The organism is Rodentibacter mrazii, assembly GCF_001998825.1.
Taxonomy (GTDB): domain Bacteria; phylum Pseudomonadota; class Gammaproteobacteria; order Enterobacterales; family Pasteurellaceae; genus Rodentibacter; species Rodentibacter mrazii.
In genome coordinates this window covers 31,651-47,841 of sequence record NZ_MLHG01000012.1, presented here as the reverse complement: position 1 = coordinate 47,841, position 16,191 = coordinate 31,651, and the positions used below count along the sequence as shown (strand labels likewise).

Here is a 16,191-nt window from a genome sequence, read left to right as displayed (position 1 = left end):
TATATAAAAAACAGAATTTCAAACGGAGTATGAGATGAAAAAAATAGACGTAAAAATTTTGGATCAACGTATTGGGAAGGAATTTCCTTTACCTGCTTATGCCACAGAGGGTTCTGCAGGTCTAGATTTGCGGGCATTAATTGATGAAAGTTTTGAGATTCAGCCGAATGAAACCAAATTGATTCCGACAGGTTTATCCATTTATATTGCCGATCCAAACCTAGCTGCAATGATTTTACCCCGTTCAGGTCTAGGACATAAACATGGGATTGTGTTGGGTAATTTAGTGGGGTTAATTGATTCAGACTATCAAGGACCTTTAATGGTTTCAATGTGGAATCGTAGTGCAGAACCGTTTAAAATTGAAGTCGGTGATCGCATTGCACAGTTAGTATTCGTCCCAGTGGTGCAGGCTGAATTTAATCTTGTACAGGATTTTCAGCAAACCGAGCGTGGTGAAGGCGGCTTTGGGCATTCAGGCAAACAATAACCTATGATAGAAGAACAATTATCTTTATCCGGTGTGGATGAAATTGCACCGGAAGTAAAAACACCTAAAATTGAAAAACGCACTGTGAAAGAACGTCGTCAGCAAGTGCTAACGGTGTTAACACATATGTTACATTCTGAACGGGGAATGGAGCGTATGACTACTGCCCGTTTGGCACAGGAGGTTGGTGTGTCGGAGGCGGCACTTTACCGTTATTTCCCGAGTAAAACAAAAATATTTGAAGCATTGATTGAAAATATTGAAAGTAATTTATTGAGTCGAATCAACGCTTCTATCCGCAATGAAACCAATACGCTGAATCGAGTTCATGATATTTTGCAGATGATTTTGGATTTTGCCCGCAAAAATCCTGGTTTCACACGCATTTTAACGGGGCATGCACTGATGTTTGAAAATTCGGAACTACAGGCACGTGTTGCAATGTTTTTTGATCGCCTTGAAATGCAATTTGTAAATATTCTACAAATGCGTAAACTACGGGAAGGAAAGGGGTTTTCAGTGGATATTCGCATTATTGCAGCACATTTAGTGACCTTATGCGAGGGACAATTTATGCGTTATGTTCGGACAAATTTCCGTACGACATCGAGTCAATCCTTTGAACAACAATGGCGTTTTATTGAACCCTTATTTGCTTAATTGACTTTCTTAGGGAAATGTATGATTATTCCGTGGCAAGAGTTAGAGCCTGCAACCCTTGATAATATTATTGAAAGTGTAATATTACGAGAGGGTACTGATTACGGTGCGGAAGAAATTCCACTGGCTCGTAAAAAAGAACAATTATTAGAAAAAATCCGTAATGGAAGTGCGGTCATTGTTTGGTCAGAATTACACGAATCCATTGATATAAAAGATAAAATGGGCTTTTTGAAATAGGAACTGGTGAGGAGTCAATATGTCAGATTATATTGATGCTGATATTGAAGTGGAACAATTGCAAGATGAACATTCTCCATCTACAAGGGATCCTGCTTTAGATTGGTTTTTGACACATTGTCATTTACACAAATATCCTGCTAAATCCACTTTGATTTATGCAGGAGAAGATGCAACCACGCTTTATTATGTCATTAAAGGTACAGTGATGGTTTCAGCTAAGGATGATGAAGGCAAAGAGATGATTTTAACTTATCTCGGCGCTGGTGAGTTTTTTGGTGAGGCCGGTTTATTTGATGAAGGGTCAAAGCGTTCAGCTTGGGTAAAAACTAAAACGCCTTGTGAGATTGCTGAAATTTCTTATAAAAAATATCGCCAATTGATCCAAATTAATCCTGAAATTTTAATGTTTTTAACAGCACAGTTAGCGCGTCGGGTGCAAAATACCTCCCGTCAAGTAAGTAATTTGGCGTTTTTAGATGTAGCCGGACGTATCGCTCAAACGCTAATTAATCTTGCAAAACAGCCAGAGGCAATGACTCATCCGGATGGAATGCAAATTAAAATTACACGCCAAGAAATTGGACAAATGGTCGGTTGTTCTCGTGAAACAGTAGGGCGTATTATTAAAATGTTAGAAGATCAAAATTTGATTTATGCCCATGGTAAAACAATTGTTGTTTATGGCGTAAGATAGTGGATAATCCCCTGAAAAGGGGATTATCTATATAAAAAAATAATTTTTGAATATTTAATATTCAAATAGATACACATTAAATTGACAATAAGGGAAAAGGATTTTATCATACGCGTATTTCTACGAATATGTAGAAAAACAGGATTGGTCTCCTGAAAAGTGGCTTAAAAGGTTGAGAAGCCTTTTTTATCGTTTTATGTCGCGCAGACTAGAACACCTCTATGGTGAGCTAGGTAGAAATTCCGCAAGGATGCGTACAGTAAGCCACTTGCTGTTAAGACCAATTCTGCTTAGTTCACCACCCTAGCATAGTCTAGTAGATTTTCTAATATTCTCCCCAAATTTTAATATTCCCCAAAATACGTTTATAAAGTGGTTTTTCTTAATTTTTTATAAAAAAATACCGCTCAAGGGCTTGAACGGTATGTATGCTAAGTCGTTATTTTCTTATTAATGGATTTGGCGCTTAATTGCTTCAGCCACTAATTCTGCTTCTGGTCCTAAGATGACCTGCAATCCATCATTCCCTATTTTGATCGTGCCTTTTGAGCCTAAGGATTTAAGCTGTGTTTCATTGATATTGTTGTGATTAACTAAGGTGAGGCGTAATCGGGTGATACAAGCATCAATATTTTTGAAGTTTTCTTTTCCGCCTAATGCATCAATAAATTTAATTGCTCTTTCTTCACGAGAGGATGTGGTTGCTGTCGGAGATTCCTCTAGAGATTCTTCTTGTTCTTCGCGTCCAAGGGTTTTGAGGTTGAAGACCTTGATTGCCGTGCGGAATATCACATAGTAAATCGCAAAGAAGAGCACACCTTGTATAATGAGCATATACCAATTTACTGCGAGTGGATTGCGAGAGGAAAGCACCATATCCACCAAACCGGCACTGAAACCAAAACCCGCAATCCAGTGCATACTTGCTGCAATAAATACGGAAATACCGGTTAAGAGTGCGTGAATGACATAAAGAATCGGTGCCACGAACATGAATGAAAATTCAAGCGGCTCGGTGATTCCGGTGAAGAATGAAGCAAACGCAGCAGCCAACATAATTGATGCCACTTTAGCTTTTTGGCTTGGTTTGGCGCTGTGATAAATTGCTAATGCGGCTCCCGGTAAACCAAACATCATGACAGGGAAGAAGCCTGCTTGATACATTCCCGTCACACCTATGGTTGCCGTTCCTTCAGCAAGCGATTTTACCCCACCAAGGAAGTTTGGAATATCGTTGATACCGGCTACATCAAACCAGAATACAGAATTTAATGCGTGGTGTAAGCCCACAGAAATAAGCAAACGGTTAAAGAAACCGTAAATCCCTGCACCCACTGCACCTAAATCTTTAATGGACTCACCGAAAGAAACGAGCGCATTAAAAATATGTGGCCAAACATAGAGGAGAACAAAAGAAATAGCGATCATTACAAAAGCCACCACAATCGGGACGAGTCGTTTTCCACTAAAGAAGGAAAGGGCTTTTGGTAATTCCACTTGATAGAAACGATTATAAAGTTCGGCAGAAATAACACCTATTAAGATCCCGACAAATTGGTTGTTAATTTTGCTAAAAGCAGCGGGTACTTGGCTTGGGTCAATATGTTGTAGTTGTGCCACGCCGCCCGGTGAAAGCAAGGTTGTGACCACATAAAAACCCACTAAACCGGAAAGGGCAGCAGAACCATGTTTGTCTTTTGATAAACCAAAAGCCACACCAACGGCGAATAATAAGCCCATATTATCAATAATCGCCGCCCCTGATTTGATTAATAATGCCGCTAATTGACTATTGGCACCCCAACCATCAGGGTCGATCCAATAACCGATCCCCATTAATAATGCGGCAGCAGGTAATGCGGCTACCGGAACCATTAACGCCTGCCCGATTTTTTGTGCATAACTAAGAATGCTCATAAATCCTCCTTTAATTTTTTACTAACTGCTTGTGAATGAGGTATTCACAAGCTATTCCTTGTATTTTATTAGTGATTATTCCACTGTTAATTTTTTACCGTCATAGCTTAATGCTTTCACGGAGGTTAAGGCTTTTCCTCCATCGGTTTCACCGCCAATTAATAGCACTTTATTATCATAAGAAACGGATAATCCATAGCCGATATTCATTGGTAACTCGCCAATAATACGCCATTTTCCATTATTTAACGTATAAATTTCCTTGTGCCATGCTTTGGTTAAACCTTTGTGAGCGTGTAGCATACCTTCTTTAAATTGTTTAACGGAGCCGGGGAAGTTTGCCCCTCCGGTCACTAAATAATGACCATGGCTATAACCCGCCATAGCGCCGGCTAAACCGTCTTGGCTTTTACCTTTTGGAGCAGGCAAATCCGGTAAGTTTTTCCATTGAACTCCTTTGGTGGTAAATTTACCTTGATGGGTTTCTGCGGTACGAAGTCCGGGTTTTATTTCCCCATTCACGACTATTAAATTATTGCCTTGAATGGTAAATGCCGCGCCCGCACGACCGGAGAAAGGTACTCGACCTTCATTACGCCATTTATTCGTAGAAGGTTCATAACTTAATAATTCCGTAGTAAAGAAGTAATCTTCCGGACGTTGGTTGAAATAGGCAGCCGTTATTTCATCCTTTTTCATTTTATCTTCACCGGCAGCCACTGTATCTTGAAAGAAACCGTTAAAGATAGACAGATTGGATCCGCCTATAATATAAACTTTATCACCCTGTGATGCACCGGATGAGCCTACTAAACCGCGTGGAGAACGAGTTGGCAATTTCGTCCAAGTATTATCTGTCGGATTATATTGATAGGCATCATTGATCAGTTGCAGCTCGCCTTTTTCATTTTTTTGCAAGCCGCCAAATACATAAAGTTTTCCATCTACGGCAGCTGCAACGGGTTGATTACGTTCGCCCCCCGGGAAAGCGGCAATCTCTTCCCATTGTGCAGTCGGCTCTTTTAAATTGAGGGAGTAGAATTTGTTTCCGCCGGAACCTAATCCTACATATACGGTATCGCCGATTAACGCACCTGCACCGCTTTTAATACCTACGGGAAGATCAGGATAGGCTTGAACGTTTGAAGAAAATGTTACGGTGGCAAAAAGTGCAGTGCATAATGCTGTTTTCGTTAATGTCATAATAAACCTCATTAGGTAATGTTATGGTTTGCTATTCATAAAACGGCATTGAATAGAGTTATTTAAAGTGCAGTCAAAAATATGAGCATTTTTAACCGCACTTTGGGTTATGGAATCAAGAGATTCGGGATAAACGTAATGATTTGTGGGAAGATCGTAATTAAAACCAACATAGTAAAAATTGGTACTAAGAACGGTAATACCCCTTTTGTGACGGTGGATACCGACATATTTCCCACACGTGCTACCACAAAGAGTGCCATCCCCATTGGCGGTGTTAGGATACCGATCATCATATTCAAGGTCGTCATCACACCAAAGAATACGAGGTCGATATTAAATTGCATGGCAATTGGGATAAGCATTGGAAGCACTAGGAATTGCAATGCCAAGGCATCAATAAACATACCGAGGAAGAGCAACAACGCATTGATCATCACTAAGACCATTAATGGTGAATCTGCAACGGCAACAAAGACGTCAGCAATACGCATTGCCACCTGTTCACGAGCGATCATATCGCCGAAGAAAGTGACCGTCATAATCATTAACGCTACCACACCAGTAATTGCCATAGCTTCAACACAGCTGTTGAAAAGCATTTTTAGGGTGAGTTCTTTATAAACAAATTTACCGATAATCACGGAATAAGCTGCTGCAACGACAGCAGATTCAGTTGGACTGAATAAACCGGAGAAAATACCACCAATAATTAATAGTGGGGTTAAAATCGCCCAAAATGCTTTTTTAAATGCGGTACAAAGCTGTTCTCGAGAGGCTTTTGGTGTTCTTGGATAACCGCGTTTTTTAGATACATAATAATTCATCACCATCAATGCGATTGTCACCAATACACCCGGGACGAAACCAGCGATAAAAAGCTTCGCAATGGATTCATTGGCGATTACGCCGTAAATAATCATAGCAATGCTCGGTGGAACTAATGGACCGATAATACAGGAAGCTGCCGTAATACCACCGCAAATGTCATCGTCATAGCCGGCATCACGCATTGCTTTAATTTCAAGTTGCCCCAAGCCACCCGCATCCGCAAGGGCAGAACCGGACATACCGGAGAATAATAAACTTGCCCCGATATTCACATGCCCCATCCCTCCAGTGTAGTGACCAAGCAGTGCTTTGGCAAAGTTAAAGATCCGTTCGGTGATTCCCCCTGTATTCATCAAAATACCGGTGAGAATATAAAATGGCACAGCGAGGAGTGGGAAACTATCAAGACTGTATACCAGTTTATCGGCAGCGGCATTCACCACATTCCAACGGGTCATCGAAAAATAAAGCAGGGAAGTAATAAAGAGAGACCAGCCCACAGGCACGCCTAAGAACATAATCACTAACCAAACAAGTAACGCGACATAAACTGCGTTAGAGCCTAATTTCACATAGTTTGTGATACGTAGCACTTTAAACCAGTCCGGCGCGAGGAATAAAATGGCTAGCAAAATGACCGCACTTATAATGAAAAATGTGGTGGGTAAATAGCTTTTTCCTTCTTTGAAATTGTGTGCTTGGGCTTGGAAAAAACGTACCATCATCAGTACGGCGACGATAGGTAACGAAGCAAAGATCCATTTTTCAGAAATACCACCAAGTGCATCAATAGGGAATGAGGCACTCATAAAATTTCGAATACCAAAGTGAATAAAAAAGAAAATACTGGCAAAAATAATGAGTTGAACAAAAGTATTGGTAATTTTTCTGATTCGCTCGGGCATTAAGTTGGTTAAGAAATCAATATAAACGTGTTCTTGTTTTCTGATAGCTACACTAATCCCCAGCATCCCTACATAAACAAAAAGGAGTTTAGCAAGTTCTTCACTCCAAATAAGTGGGGAGTGAAAGACCTGTCGGGAAAGAATCTGGGCAATAAGAATACAAAAGATGACGAGAAATAATACGCCACCAATCCATTCTTCAAGTTTGTTAAAAATTTTCATACTTCACTCCATGAACGAAGACTAAAGGAAGCAAGATGAGATGAAGTGCGTCAAATGCTTTTGACGCACTCTGTGTGGTTTATTTATTGATTGCTTCAATTTCTTTTAATGCAGTTTCACCTTTGCTACCGGTTTGTTTTACAAACTCAGCATAGAATGGTTTCATTGCTTCTTTAAACGGAGTGAGATCCGGATGGGTTACGGTAACACCTTGTTTCTCAAAGAAAGCAACTAACTCTTTTTCACCATCAATAAATAATTTCGTATGGTATTTTGCCGCATTTTCAGCCGCATCTTTTACTACTTTTTGGAGATCTTCTGGCAAATCTTGATAGGTTTCGTTACTGACCAAATAAAGTTGGTCGTTCAAAATGTGGTTTGTCATGGCTAAGAATTTTTGCACTTCATAAAACTTTTGTGCTTGTACGGTCGCTAATGGATTTTCTTGACCATCTACAGAATTGGTTTGAAGGGCAAGATACACCTCTGAGAATGCCATTGGTGTAGGAGCCGCACCGACATATTTTGCGTATGCCAAATTAGTGGCGGCATTTGGTACGCGGAGCTTGAGACCTTTCATATCGGCGATGCTATTAATTGCACGATTTGAAGTAGTTTGGCGTGTACCGTTATAGGCCTGTGATAATAATGTCACACCTAATTCTTTGTTCATTTTTTGAATGAGATCTTTACCAAAGGCTGTGTCATGCAAGGCTTTTTGTGCAACGTCGTAGTCGGAGATGACATAAGGAAGAGCAAACACCGCAGCCTCAGGATAGAACAGTTGGAAACGTGCTGATTCTGCAAAAGTGAAATCAAGAGAACCATCTTTTAGTTGTTTTAACATGGCACGATCATCGCCTAATTGTGAGCTAGGATAGAGCGATACCTCAATTTTGCCGCCTGATTTTTCTTTTACTTCTTTAGCAAACATCTCTGCTGCTTTATATTCATTAGACGAAGTTCCAGCATTCATACCGAATTTTAAATCATAATCTGCAGCGAAAACAGCAGAAGACAGACCGGCAGTAATGGCAGCGGTAAGAAAAAGTTTAGTAAATTTCATAGTGTTGCTCCTAATGTGGAAACTATCAGGGTTGATAGTGTTAGCATAAGAATTTTGGTAAAACAAGTACCCAAAACAATTTATTCGATTTTCATTTTAAGAGTAAAAAAGTATTTTTAAAATAGTTTATGGAGTTTTATTTCAAAAATGAGACATTGATCACATTTGAGAAAATATACTTCAAAAATAAATTTAAAATGAAGTTTTGTTTCTATATAATGCTGGGGAAAAGTAATGGAAATCGGGATTTTTAATGATCTCAGTTAATCCGAATAGGAAATGAGGGTTTTTTATGTCTAAACTTACACATGAACAGATTTTTCAACGTATTCAAAATGGTTTAATTGCTTCTTGTCAGCCTGTAGATGATGGTCCGATGGATAAACCGGAAGTCGTTGCGGCAATGGCTCAAGCTTCAGTAGTAGGCGGTGCGGCAGGGATTCGCATTGAAGGCGTGGAAAATTTAAAAGCTACCCGAGCTGTCGTAAAAGCGCCGATTATAGGCATAGTCAAACGTGATTTATCTGATAGTCCTGTTCGTATCACTCCGTTTCTGAATGATATTGAAGAGCTTGCTAATGCCGGAGCTGATATTATCGCTGTGGACGGGACTCATCGCCCTCGTCCGGTTGATTTGGAAAGTGCGGTCAAAAAAATCCATGAATTAGGCTGTCTTGCTATGGCGGACTGTTCCAATTTGGAAGAAGGATTATATTGTCAAAAACTTGGTTTTGATATTATCGGTAGCACGATGTCCGGTTATACCGGTGGTATTGTACCGGAAGAACCGGACTATCAATTAGTAAAAGATTTGAAATCAGCAGGCTGCCGTGTGATGGCGGAAGGGCGTTACAATACACCGGAATTAGCGAAAACCGCTATTGAAATCGGTGCGGATTTTGTGACGGTTGGCTCTGCATTAACCCGTCTAGAACATATTGTCGGTTGGTTTGTCGATGCAGTGAAATCGGCAAAATAATAGAAGGAATTCACTATGCGCTGTTTAGCTTTAGATATTGGTGGAACTAAGATTGCCGCTGCAATTGTTCAAGAGGGCAAAATTACGCAACGCCAACAAATTTCTACACCAAAAAATAATGCGGCAGAAGCATTACATCAAAGTATCGCCCTATTATTAACAGAGTATGCAGAACAATTTGATTATGTTGCGGTTGCTTCTACCGGCATTATAAATCAGGGAATTTTGACCGCACTTAATCCTAAAAATTTAGGGGGATTAGCGGAATTTCCGCTTAAAGCAAGCATTGCCCGGCACACGGATAAACCGATTGGGTTACTAAATGATGTACAAGCTGCTGCCTATGCGGAATACCAATTACAGGGGCGGGATAAATTAGCCAATTTTACTTTTATTACTGTTTCAACCGGGGTTGGCGGCGGATTAATTGTCAATCATCAATTACTCACTGAACCAAACGGCATCTCAGGACATATCGGTCATACATTGGCTGATCCTAACGGTCCCTTATGCGGCTGTGGACGGCGTGGTTGTGTGGAGGCTATCGCAGCCGGACGAGCCATTGAAGCAGTATCTTCCACTTGGAATGATCCTTGCTCGCCGAAAGAAGTCTTTGAACGCTTTAGAAAAAATGATGAAAAAGCGACCGCACTTGTAGCACGTTCAGCCCTTGCTATTACTAATTTAGTCGCTGATTTGAAAATTTCGATGGATATGCAAAAAATTGCCATTGGTGGAAGTGTTGGATTGGCTGAAGGTTATTTACCTTTGATACAACAGTTTTTGAATGAAATGCCGGAAGTTTATCATTGTGATCTTATTCCGGCTCAATTTGGGCAAGACGCCGGTTTAGTAGGGGCTGCCTATTGGGTAAAAGATTTCTTACTCGCACCGTTGCAAGGAGGAGGCTATGACTAAAAATGGGAATATTTTAAATACCATAAGTTCGCTTTATCAAAGCCTGACGAAAACCGAAAAAAAAATTGCCGATACGGTTTTAACTTCTCCGGATCTTGTTGTGGGTTATCCGCTTTCTGAAATTGCAGAGAGTTTAGGCGTGGGAGAGGCGACTCTTGTTCGCTTTTGTCGTTCAGTCGGTTTTAAAGGTTTTAGTGATTTTAAGCTGGAGCTTTCCATTGAACTGGCGACAAAAGACAATGATTCGCACCCCTTGCTGGAAAATGATATTGAGCCGACAGATAGCTCACGCCATACCGCACAAAAATTACAAACTGCCATTACGAACGTGGTAGATGAAACAATTAATTTACTCGACTTCGATCAGTTAGAACAGACCGTTAATGCGATACGCCGTGCGAATCGTATTTTTTTATTTGGTGTGGGCTCATCGGGGATTACGGCAGAAGAAGCAAAAAATAAATTAATGCGTATTGGTTTTCAGGTGGATGCAACCGGAAATAACCATTTTATGTATATGCAGGCAGCATTGTTAAAACCACAGGATGTTGCCATTGGAATTAGCCATTCCGGGTATTCGCAAGAGACTGCCCATGCGTTAAAAATTGCCAAACAGAATGGAGCTACCACAGTAGCAATCACTCACAGCCTACGTTCACCTATTACAAGCTCTGCAGATTTTGTATTAGTAAACGGTAATAAACAAGGCAAATTACAGGGGGATTCTATTGGTACTAAAATTGCCCAGCTTTTTGTATTAGATTTGATTTACGCTTTATTAGTGCAAAGTAAGCAAGATAGAGCGATCGCAATAAAGCAAAAAACGCTCGATGTTATTCTCGAGCAACGTATAAAATAGGAGAAAATTATGCGTGATTTAAAAGGTATTTTCAGTGCGTTATTAGTGTCATTCAACGAAGATGGATCAATTAATGAAAAAGGATTGCGCCAAATTATTCGTTATAACATTGATAAGATGAAAGTGGACGGTTTATATGTGGGCGGTTCTACCGGTGAAAATTTTATGCTTTCTACTGAAGAGAAAAAAGAAATTTTCCGCATTGCAAAAGATGAAGCCAAAGATCAAATCGCACTTATCGCCCAAGTGGGGAGTGTCAATTTGCAGGAAGCTGTTGAATTAGGTCAATACGCAACCGAATTAGGCTACGATTGTTTATCAGCCGTTACTCCCTTCTACTACAAATTCAGCTTTCCTGAAATCAAACATTATTACGACACCATCATAGAGAAAACAGGTAATAATATGATCGTGTACTCCATTCCGTTCTTAACCGGTGTAAATATGGGGATCGAGCAATTCGGCGAACTTTATAAAAACCCGAAAGTGCTTGGTGTGAAATTTACCGCAGGCGATTTTTATCTCTTGGAACGCTTGAAAAAAGCCTATCCAAATCATCTTATTTGGGCAGGTTTTGATGAAATGATGTTGCCGGCAGTTTCTTTAGGTGTAGATGGGGCGATTGGTTCGACATTCAATGTGAATGGCATACGTGCCCGCCAAATCTTTGAATTAACCAAAGCAGGAAAACTCCAAGAAGCCTTAGCCGTTCAACATATCACTAATGATTTGATTGAAGGAATTTTAGCCAACGGTTTATATTTAACTATCAAAGAATTGCTTAAATTAGAAGGAGTTGAAGCGGGCTATTGTCGTGAACCGATGACCGCAAAAGCAACGCCGGAACAACTGGCAAAAGCAAAAGAGTTAAAAGAAAAATATTTATAAATCGTAGCACTAGTAACGGCAAATTCAATTAAATATAGGGACACCGGCGTGGTGTCCCTACGGAATAAAAGCATAAGTTGTGCAACGATGGCACTAAGTGCGGTCAGAATATAAGGAAATTTATTATGCGTCTTATCCCTCTACAAACAAACGAACAAGTAAGTCGTTGGGCGGCACGTCACATTGTTGAGCGAATTAATCATTTTCAACCCACGGCAGAACGCCCCTTTGTTCTGGGTTTACCCACCGGTAGTACGCCTTTAAAAACCTATCAAGAATTGATTAGACTTCATCAAGCGGGTGAAGTTAGCTTTAAACACGTGGTGACGTTCAATATGGACGAATACGTGGATTTACCACAAGATCACCCTGAAAGTTATCACAGCTTTATGCATAAGAACTTTTTTGATCACATCGATATTCAACCGCAAAATATTAATATTCTGAACGGTAATACGGAAGATCATGATGAAGAATGTCGCCGCTATGAAGAAAAAATTAAATCTTACGGAAAAATTAATTTATTTATGGGTGGAGTAGGAAATGACGGGCATATTGCCTTTAATGAACCGGCATCATCCTTAAGTTCCCGTACCCGTATAAAGACATTGACACAAGATACCTTAATTGCGAATTCCCGTTTCTTTGATCATGATGTGGATAAAGTGCCGAAATATGCCCTAACTATTGGGGTTGCCACTTTATTGGATGCGGAAGAAGTGATGATTCTTGCTACTGGACATCAAAAAGCCCTTGCCGTACAAGCCGCAGTGGAGGGGGGGGTTAACCATCTATGGACAGTGACAGCATTGCAGTTGCATCGCCATTTTATTTTGGTGTGTGATGAGCCGGCACAGCAAGAATTAAAAGTAAAAACGGTAAAATATTTCAATGAGTTAGAACAACGTGCTATCCATAGCGTGTTATAACTTTATAATACCGTATAAAAGTGCGGTCGTTTTTTATTATTTTTTTAGGAAGATGAAATGAGATATGCATTAATTAATGCTGTAATTTATACAAAATACGATGTGCTACGCGATTTTGTGGTGGTGATTAACGGGGACATTATTGAAGCGGTTATTCCACAAAATGAACTTGAGGCAGGCATTAAAACTATTGATTTACAAGGTAATAATTTAACCGCTGGTTTTATTGATCTCCAACTTAACGGCTGTGGCGGAGTAATGTTTAACGATCAAACCACGGTGGAAACCTTGGAAATTATGCAAGCCACTAATTTAAAATCCGGCTGTACCAGTTTCTTACCAACCTTTATTACCGCACCGGACGAAGGCATTAGAAGTGCGGTTAAAATTATGCGGGAATATTTAACCAAGCATAAAAACCAAGCACTCGGTTTACACATTGAAGGGCCTTACATCAGCGTGGAGAAAAAAGGCGTACACCGCCCTGAATATATCCGTGAAATCTCTCCTGAAATGAAAAATTTTCTATGTGAGAATGGCGATGTGATTACTAAGATCACTATTGCTGCGGAAAATCCAACCTCGCAATATATTCCCGATTTCGTAAAAAATGGTATTGTTGTTTCCATTGGACATTCTAATGCGACTTATGAAACTGCTAAAGCGGCATTCCGTAAAGGGGCAACCTTTGCAACACATCTACATAATGCCATGTCGCCAATCAGCTCCGGTCGGGCTATGGGGGTTGTCGGTGCGGTGTTGGATTCCGATATCTACACCGCTATTATTATAGATGGTGTGCATATTGACTATGGTAACGTCAGAATCGACAAGAAGATTAAAGGTGATAAATTGTGCATTGTAACCGATTCTATTGCGGCAGCGGGTGCAGGACCTGAATTGGAAAGTTTCACCTTTGAAGGCAAAACCATTTATGTAAAAGAAGGTCGTTGTTATGATGCTAACGGTACTATTGCGGGAGCTTCGATCACGATGATGGAGTCCATCAAAAATGCGGTGGAATATGTAGAAATTCCTCTTGCAGAAGCGATTCGTATGACTAATCTCTACCCGGCACGAGCTATTGGCGTGGATGATCGTTTAGGTTCGGTAGAAAAAGGTAAAGTGGCAAATCTTGCCGTGTTTACACCAAATTATGAGGTGATTGGCACGGTGGTGAATGGGGAATGGAAACCGAATTTGTCATCATAAAAAAATAGATTAAATAAAAAATAAGAAAAATCCATATTGTAGCTACGGTATGGATTTTTTTCTTTATTGCTTTAATAAGAATAATTTTTATCTATAATGTAAAAACTTAGTTTAAGAGTAGGAGATTAAAATGGCGAAAGAAGAAGTCGGACATAATTTTTTGGCCCGTTTAGGAAAAACACGTTTACGTCCCGGCGGTAAAAAAGCAACGGATTGGTTGATTGGTAACGGTGATTTTACTCAGAATAAAAAAGTATTAGAAGTGGCGTGTAATATGGGGACAACGGCGATTGATTTGGCGAAACAATTCGGTTGTCAGATTGAGGGCGTTGATTTAGATGAGGAGGCGTTAGAAAAGGCGAAAGCCAATATCGCTGCCAATAACTTACAAGATAAAATTCATGTTCAACGTGCCAATGCAATGAAATTACCTTTTGAAGATGAGACTTTTGACATTGTGATCAATGAGGCGATGTTGACGATGTTGCCGGTAGATGCGAAGAAAAAAGCCATTGCGGAATATTTTCGGGTGTTAAAACCGAGTGGTTTCTTACTTACTCATGATGTGATGTTGGTAGGCGAAGATCATCAGACTATTCTTGATAATATGCGTAAAGCGATTAATGTCACAGTTACTCCCTTAACCAAAGAAGGTTGGAAAGGACTTTTTCGAGAAAGCGGATTCCGGAATGTGGATACATTTTCAGGTGAAATGACATTACTTTCACCAAAGGGAATGATTTATGATGAAGGCGTTTTGGGGACATTAAAAATCGTTAAAAACGCAATGAAGACAGAAAACCGTGAGCAATTTAAACGAATGTTTAAAACTTTTAATGATCCTGAACACAAATTGCATTTTATCGCAGTGTGTAGCCAAAAATAATTAGGAAGCTGAAAAAAGCAATGTTTAAAAAACGTTGGTTTTTGTGATCGCACTTTGGCGGTTAAAAGTAAAAAGGCGAATCTTAAGATTCGCCTTACAAAGATAGAAAACTATTTCAAATTACCAGAATACACGCATACCTACACCGATAGCTTTGTCGTCTTTTTTACCTTTGTAGTCGTATCCACCATTAAGGTTGTTAGCATAGTCTTTAGTGCGTAAATATTTACCTTCTAAGAACACCACAACTTGTTTGTGGAATTTATAGTCAGCACCAAGTAAGAAACCGTGAGTTTTTACTTTGCTGCTATCTTTGGTTTTTACACGTTCATATAGGTAGTTACCATAGATCTTGGATTTAGCAAGTGCTTGGTATTCAAAACCCGGAGATACGTAGAACTTATCAGTTTTTTGACCTTGATTTTTCTCGTGAGCATAACCAAAGTCACCGATTAATTTGAAATCGCCAAATGCATAGCTTAATGACGCTAAATAACCATCTTTACGATGTGATGCATTTGAACCAGTTTCATAGTTTGTGTGGCCATAAGCGAAACGTACATCATAGGCATCTTTGGCATAAATAGCGCCTACACTATAAGCATTTTTAATTGCAGGTTTAAGATCATTACCTTTATCATTATGACGTTGACCAAAGTTATAGTTTGCGCTTAGTTGTAAACCTTCAATACCACGATAGTCATAACGAATCACACCAGTACCGGAAGTAGGAATGTAATCGCCTTTTGGAATAAGACCGTACTCATAGTCGTTTGTTTGACTTAAATCATCAGCGATAGTCACTTGGCGACCAAATGTAATATCACCCGTTGCTTTGCTACCTAAACCTACATAAGCACGTTTAGCATAAAGGCTGCCAAATTGATCACGAGACTCAGTGTCATCAAAACGGAATTCAACACGACCTAACGCATAGAAATCATTATCTAAATCATGCTTAACAGTAAAACCTAAACGTGAACCGGCGTTACGTAAAGCTGAGTTTGATGTTTTTGTTGATACCCCTGCTGCTGTTGTGTCTTTAACTCGACTTTTTTCCATAATTAAACGAAGTGAACCGTATAATTCGACTTTAGTTCCTTCGTTATCGTAAATTACTGTCGCATTCGCTGCTGAAGCTGCAAACGCACCGATGATTAATGCTGCTAGTGTTTTTTTCATAATTGTTATTCCTTATTTGGTGTGATACGACCAAGATTGAACTTTTCATTATTGAAAATGTCAATCGCCTAAATAGACAGTTCGAATCATTGCAAAAAGCCTTTTTT

Annotated in this window: 16 protein-coding genes; 11 read left to right on the top strand and 5 right to left on the bottom strand. The window is 39.8% G+C overall.

What is annotated here, in order from left to right; all coding sequences use genetic code 11:
* The first annotated feature begins 34 nt into the window (after positions 1 to 34).
* From dut to crp, 4 genes are read left to right on the top strand one after another with little or no spacing between them, the layout of a single operon-like run.
* Positions 35 to 490, top strand: coding sequence for a dUTP diphosphatase (gene dut, locus BKK47_RS01560; protein ID WP_077493176.1), 456 nt, complete (start codon positions 35 to 37; stop codon positions 488 to 490).
* 3 nt (positions 491 to 493) lie between these two features.
* On the top strand, positions 494 to 1,150 hold the full coding sequence (gene slmA, locus BKK47_RS01555) for a nucleoid occlusion factor SlmA (RefSeq protein ID WP_077493175.1): 657 nt from the start codon (positions 494 to 496) through the stop codon (positions 1,148 to 1,150).
* A gap of 21 nt (positions 1,151 to 1,171) precedes the next feature.
* A complete protein-coding gene (locus BKK47_RS01550; protein WP_077493174.1) occupies positions 1,172 to 1,390 on the top strand; it encodes a YheU family protein in 219 nt (72 codons plus the stop codon).
* Positions 1,391 to 1,409: 19 nt separating this feature from the next.
* Positions 1,410 to 2,087: a cAMP-activated global transcriptional regulator CRP gene (gene crp / locus BKK47_RS01545; RefSeq protein WP_077493173.1), complete on the top strand. Its 678-nt coding sequence runs from the start codon at positions 1,410 to 1,412 to the stop codon at positions 2,085 to 2,087.
* A 450-nt stretch (positions 2,088 to 2,537) separates the two neighbouring features.
* Here crp and nagE read toward each other — a convergent pair whose 3' ends face one another.
* From nagE to BKK47_RS01525, 4 genes are all read right to left on the bottom strand, one after another.
* Entirely contained in the window at positions 2,538 to 4,004 is a 1,467-nt protein-coding gene (gene nagE / locus BKK47_RS01540) for an N-acetylglucosamine-specific PTS transporter subunit IIBC (protein ID WP_077493172.1), read from the bottom strand.
* Between the two features lie 75 nt (positions 4,005 to 4,079).
* Positions 4,080 to 5,207, bottom strand: a complete 1,128-nt coding sequence (locus BKK47_RS01535) for an N-acetylneuraminate epimerase (RefSeq protein WP_077493171.1) — start codon at positions 5,205 to 5,207, stop codon at positions 4,080 to 4,082.
* A 107-nt stretch (positions 5,208 to 5,314) separates the two neighbouring features.
* The gene (locus BKK47_RS01530; RefSeq protein ID WP_077493170.1) at positions 5,315 to 7,165 is read right to left on the bottom strand and encodes a TRAP transporter large permease subunit; all 1,851 of its coding nucleotides are present in this window, start codon (positions 7,163 to 7,165) and stop codon (positions 5,315 to 5,317) included.
* A 79-nt stretch (positions 7,166 to 7,244) separates the two neighbouring features.
* On the bottom strand, positions 7,245 to 8,231 hold the full coding sequence (locus BKK47_RS01525) for a sialic acid TRAP transporter substrate-binding protein SiaP (RefSeq protein ID WP_077493169.1): 987 nt from the start codon (positions 8,229 to 8,231) through the stop codon (positions 7,245 to 7,247).
* 292 nt (positions 8,232 to 8,523) lie between these two features.
* Between BKK47_RS01525 and BKK47_RS01520 the strand changes: the two genes are divergently transcribed.
* The 7 genes from BKK47_RS01520 (at position 8,524) to BKK47_RS01490 (ending at position 14,902) form a co-directional block, all read left to right on the top strand.
* Positions 8,524 to 9,210 carry an N-acetylmannosamine-6-phosphate 2-epimerase gene (locus BKK47_RS01520; protein WP_077493168.1) on the top strand — a complete coding sequence of 229 codons (687 nt, stop codon included), beginning with the start codon at positions 8,524 to 8,526 and terminating at the stop codon, positions 9,208 to 9,210.
* A 15-nt stretch (positions 9,211 to 9,225) separates the two neighbouring features.
* The gene (locus BKK47_RS01515) at positions 9,226 to 10,128 is read left to right on the top strand and encodes an N-acetylmannosamine kinase (RefSeq protein WP_077493167.1); all 903 of its coding nucleotides are present in this window, start codon (positions 9,226 to 9,228) and stop codon (positions 10,126 to 10,128) included.
* Positions 10,121 to 10,987, top strand: coding sequence for a MurR/RpiR family transcriptional regulator (locus BKK47_RS01510; RefSeq protein ID WP_077493166.1), 867 nt, complete (start codon positions 10,121 to 10,123; stop codon positions 10,985 to 10,987). The genes BKK47_RS01515 and BKK47_RS01510 overlap by 8 nt, the downstream gene beginning before the upstream one ends.
* Positions 10,988 to 10,996: 9 nt before the next feature.
* Positions 10,997 to 11,875: an N-acetylneuraminate lyase gene (gene nanA / locus BKK47_RS01505; protein ID WP_077493165.1), complete on the top strand. Its 879-nt coding sequence runs from the start codon at positions 10,997 to 10,999 to the stop codon at positions 11,873 to 11,875.
* A 125-nt stretch (positions 11,876 to 12,000) separates the two neighbouring features.
* Positions 12,001 to 12,804, top strand: a complete 804-nt coding sequence (gene nagB, locus BKK47_RS01500; protein ID WP_077493164.1) for a glucosamine-6-phosphate deaminase — start codon at positions 12,001 to 12,003, stop codon at positions 12,802 to 12,804.
* A 57-nt stretch (positions 12,805 to 12,861) separates the two neighbouring features.
* Positions 12,862 to 14,016 (top strand): N-acetylglucosamine-6-phosphate deacetylase, encoded by a 1,155-nt coding sequence (gene nagA / locus BKK47_RS01495; protein ID WP_077493163.1) that lies wholly within the window; start codon positions 12,862 to 12,864, stop codon positions 14,014 to 14,016.
* Between the two features lie 130 nt (positions 14,017 to 14,146).
* On the top strand, positions 14,147 to 14,902 hold the full coding sequence (locus BKK47_RS01490) for a class I SAM-dependent methyltransferase (RefSeq protein ID WP_077493162.1): 756 nt from the start codon (positions 14,147 to 14,149) through the stop codon (positions 14,900 to 14,902).
* A gap of 120 nt (positions 14,903 to 15,022) precedes the next feature.
* On the opposite strand, the gene BKK47_RS01485 is transcribed toward BKK47_RS01490, so the two are convergent.
* Positions 15,023 to 16,084 carry a porin gene (locus BKK47_RS01485; RefSeq protein WP_077493161.1) on the bottom strand — a complete coding sequence of 354 codons (1,062 nt, stop codon included), beginning with the start codon at positions 16,082 to 16,084 and terminating at the stop codon, positions 15,023 to 15,025.
* Between the last annotated feature and the right edge of the window lie 107 nt (positions 16,085 to 16,191).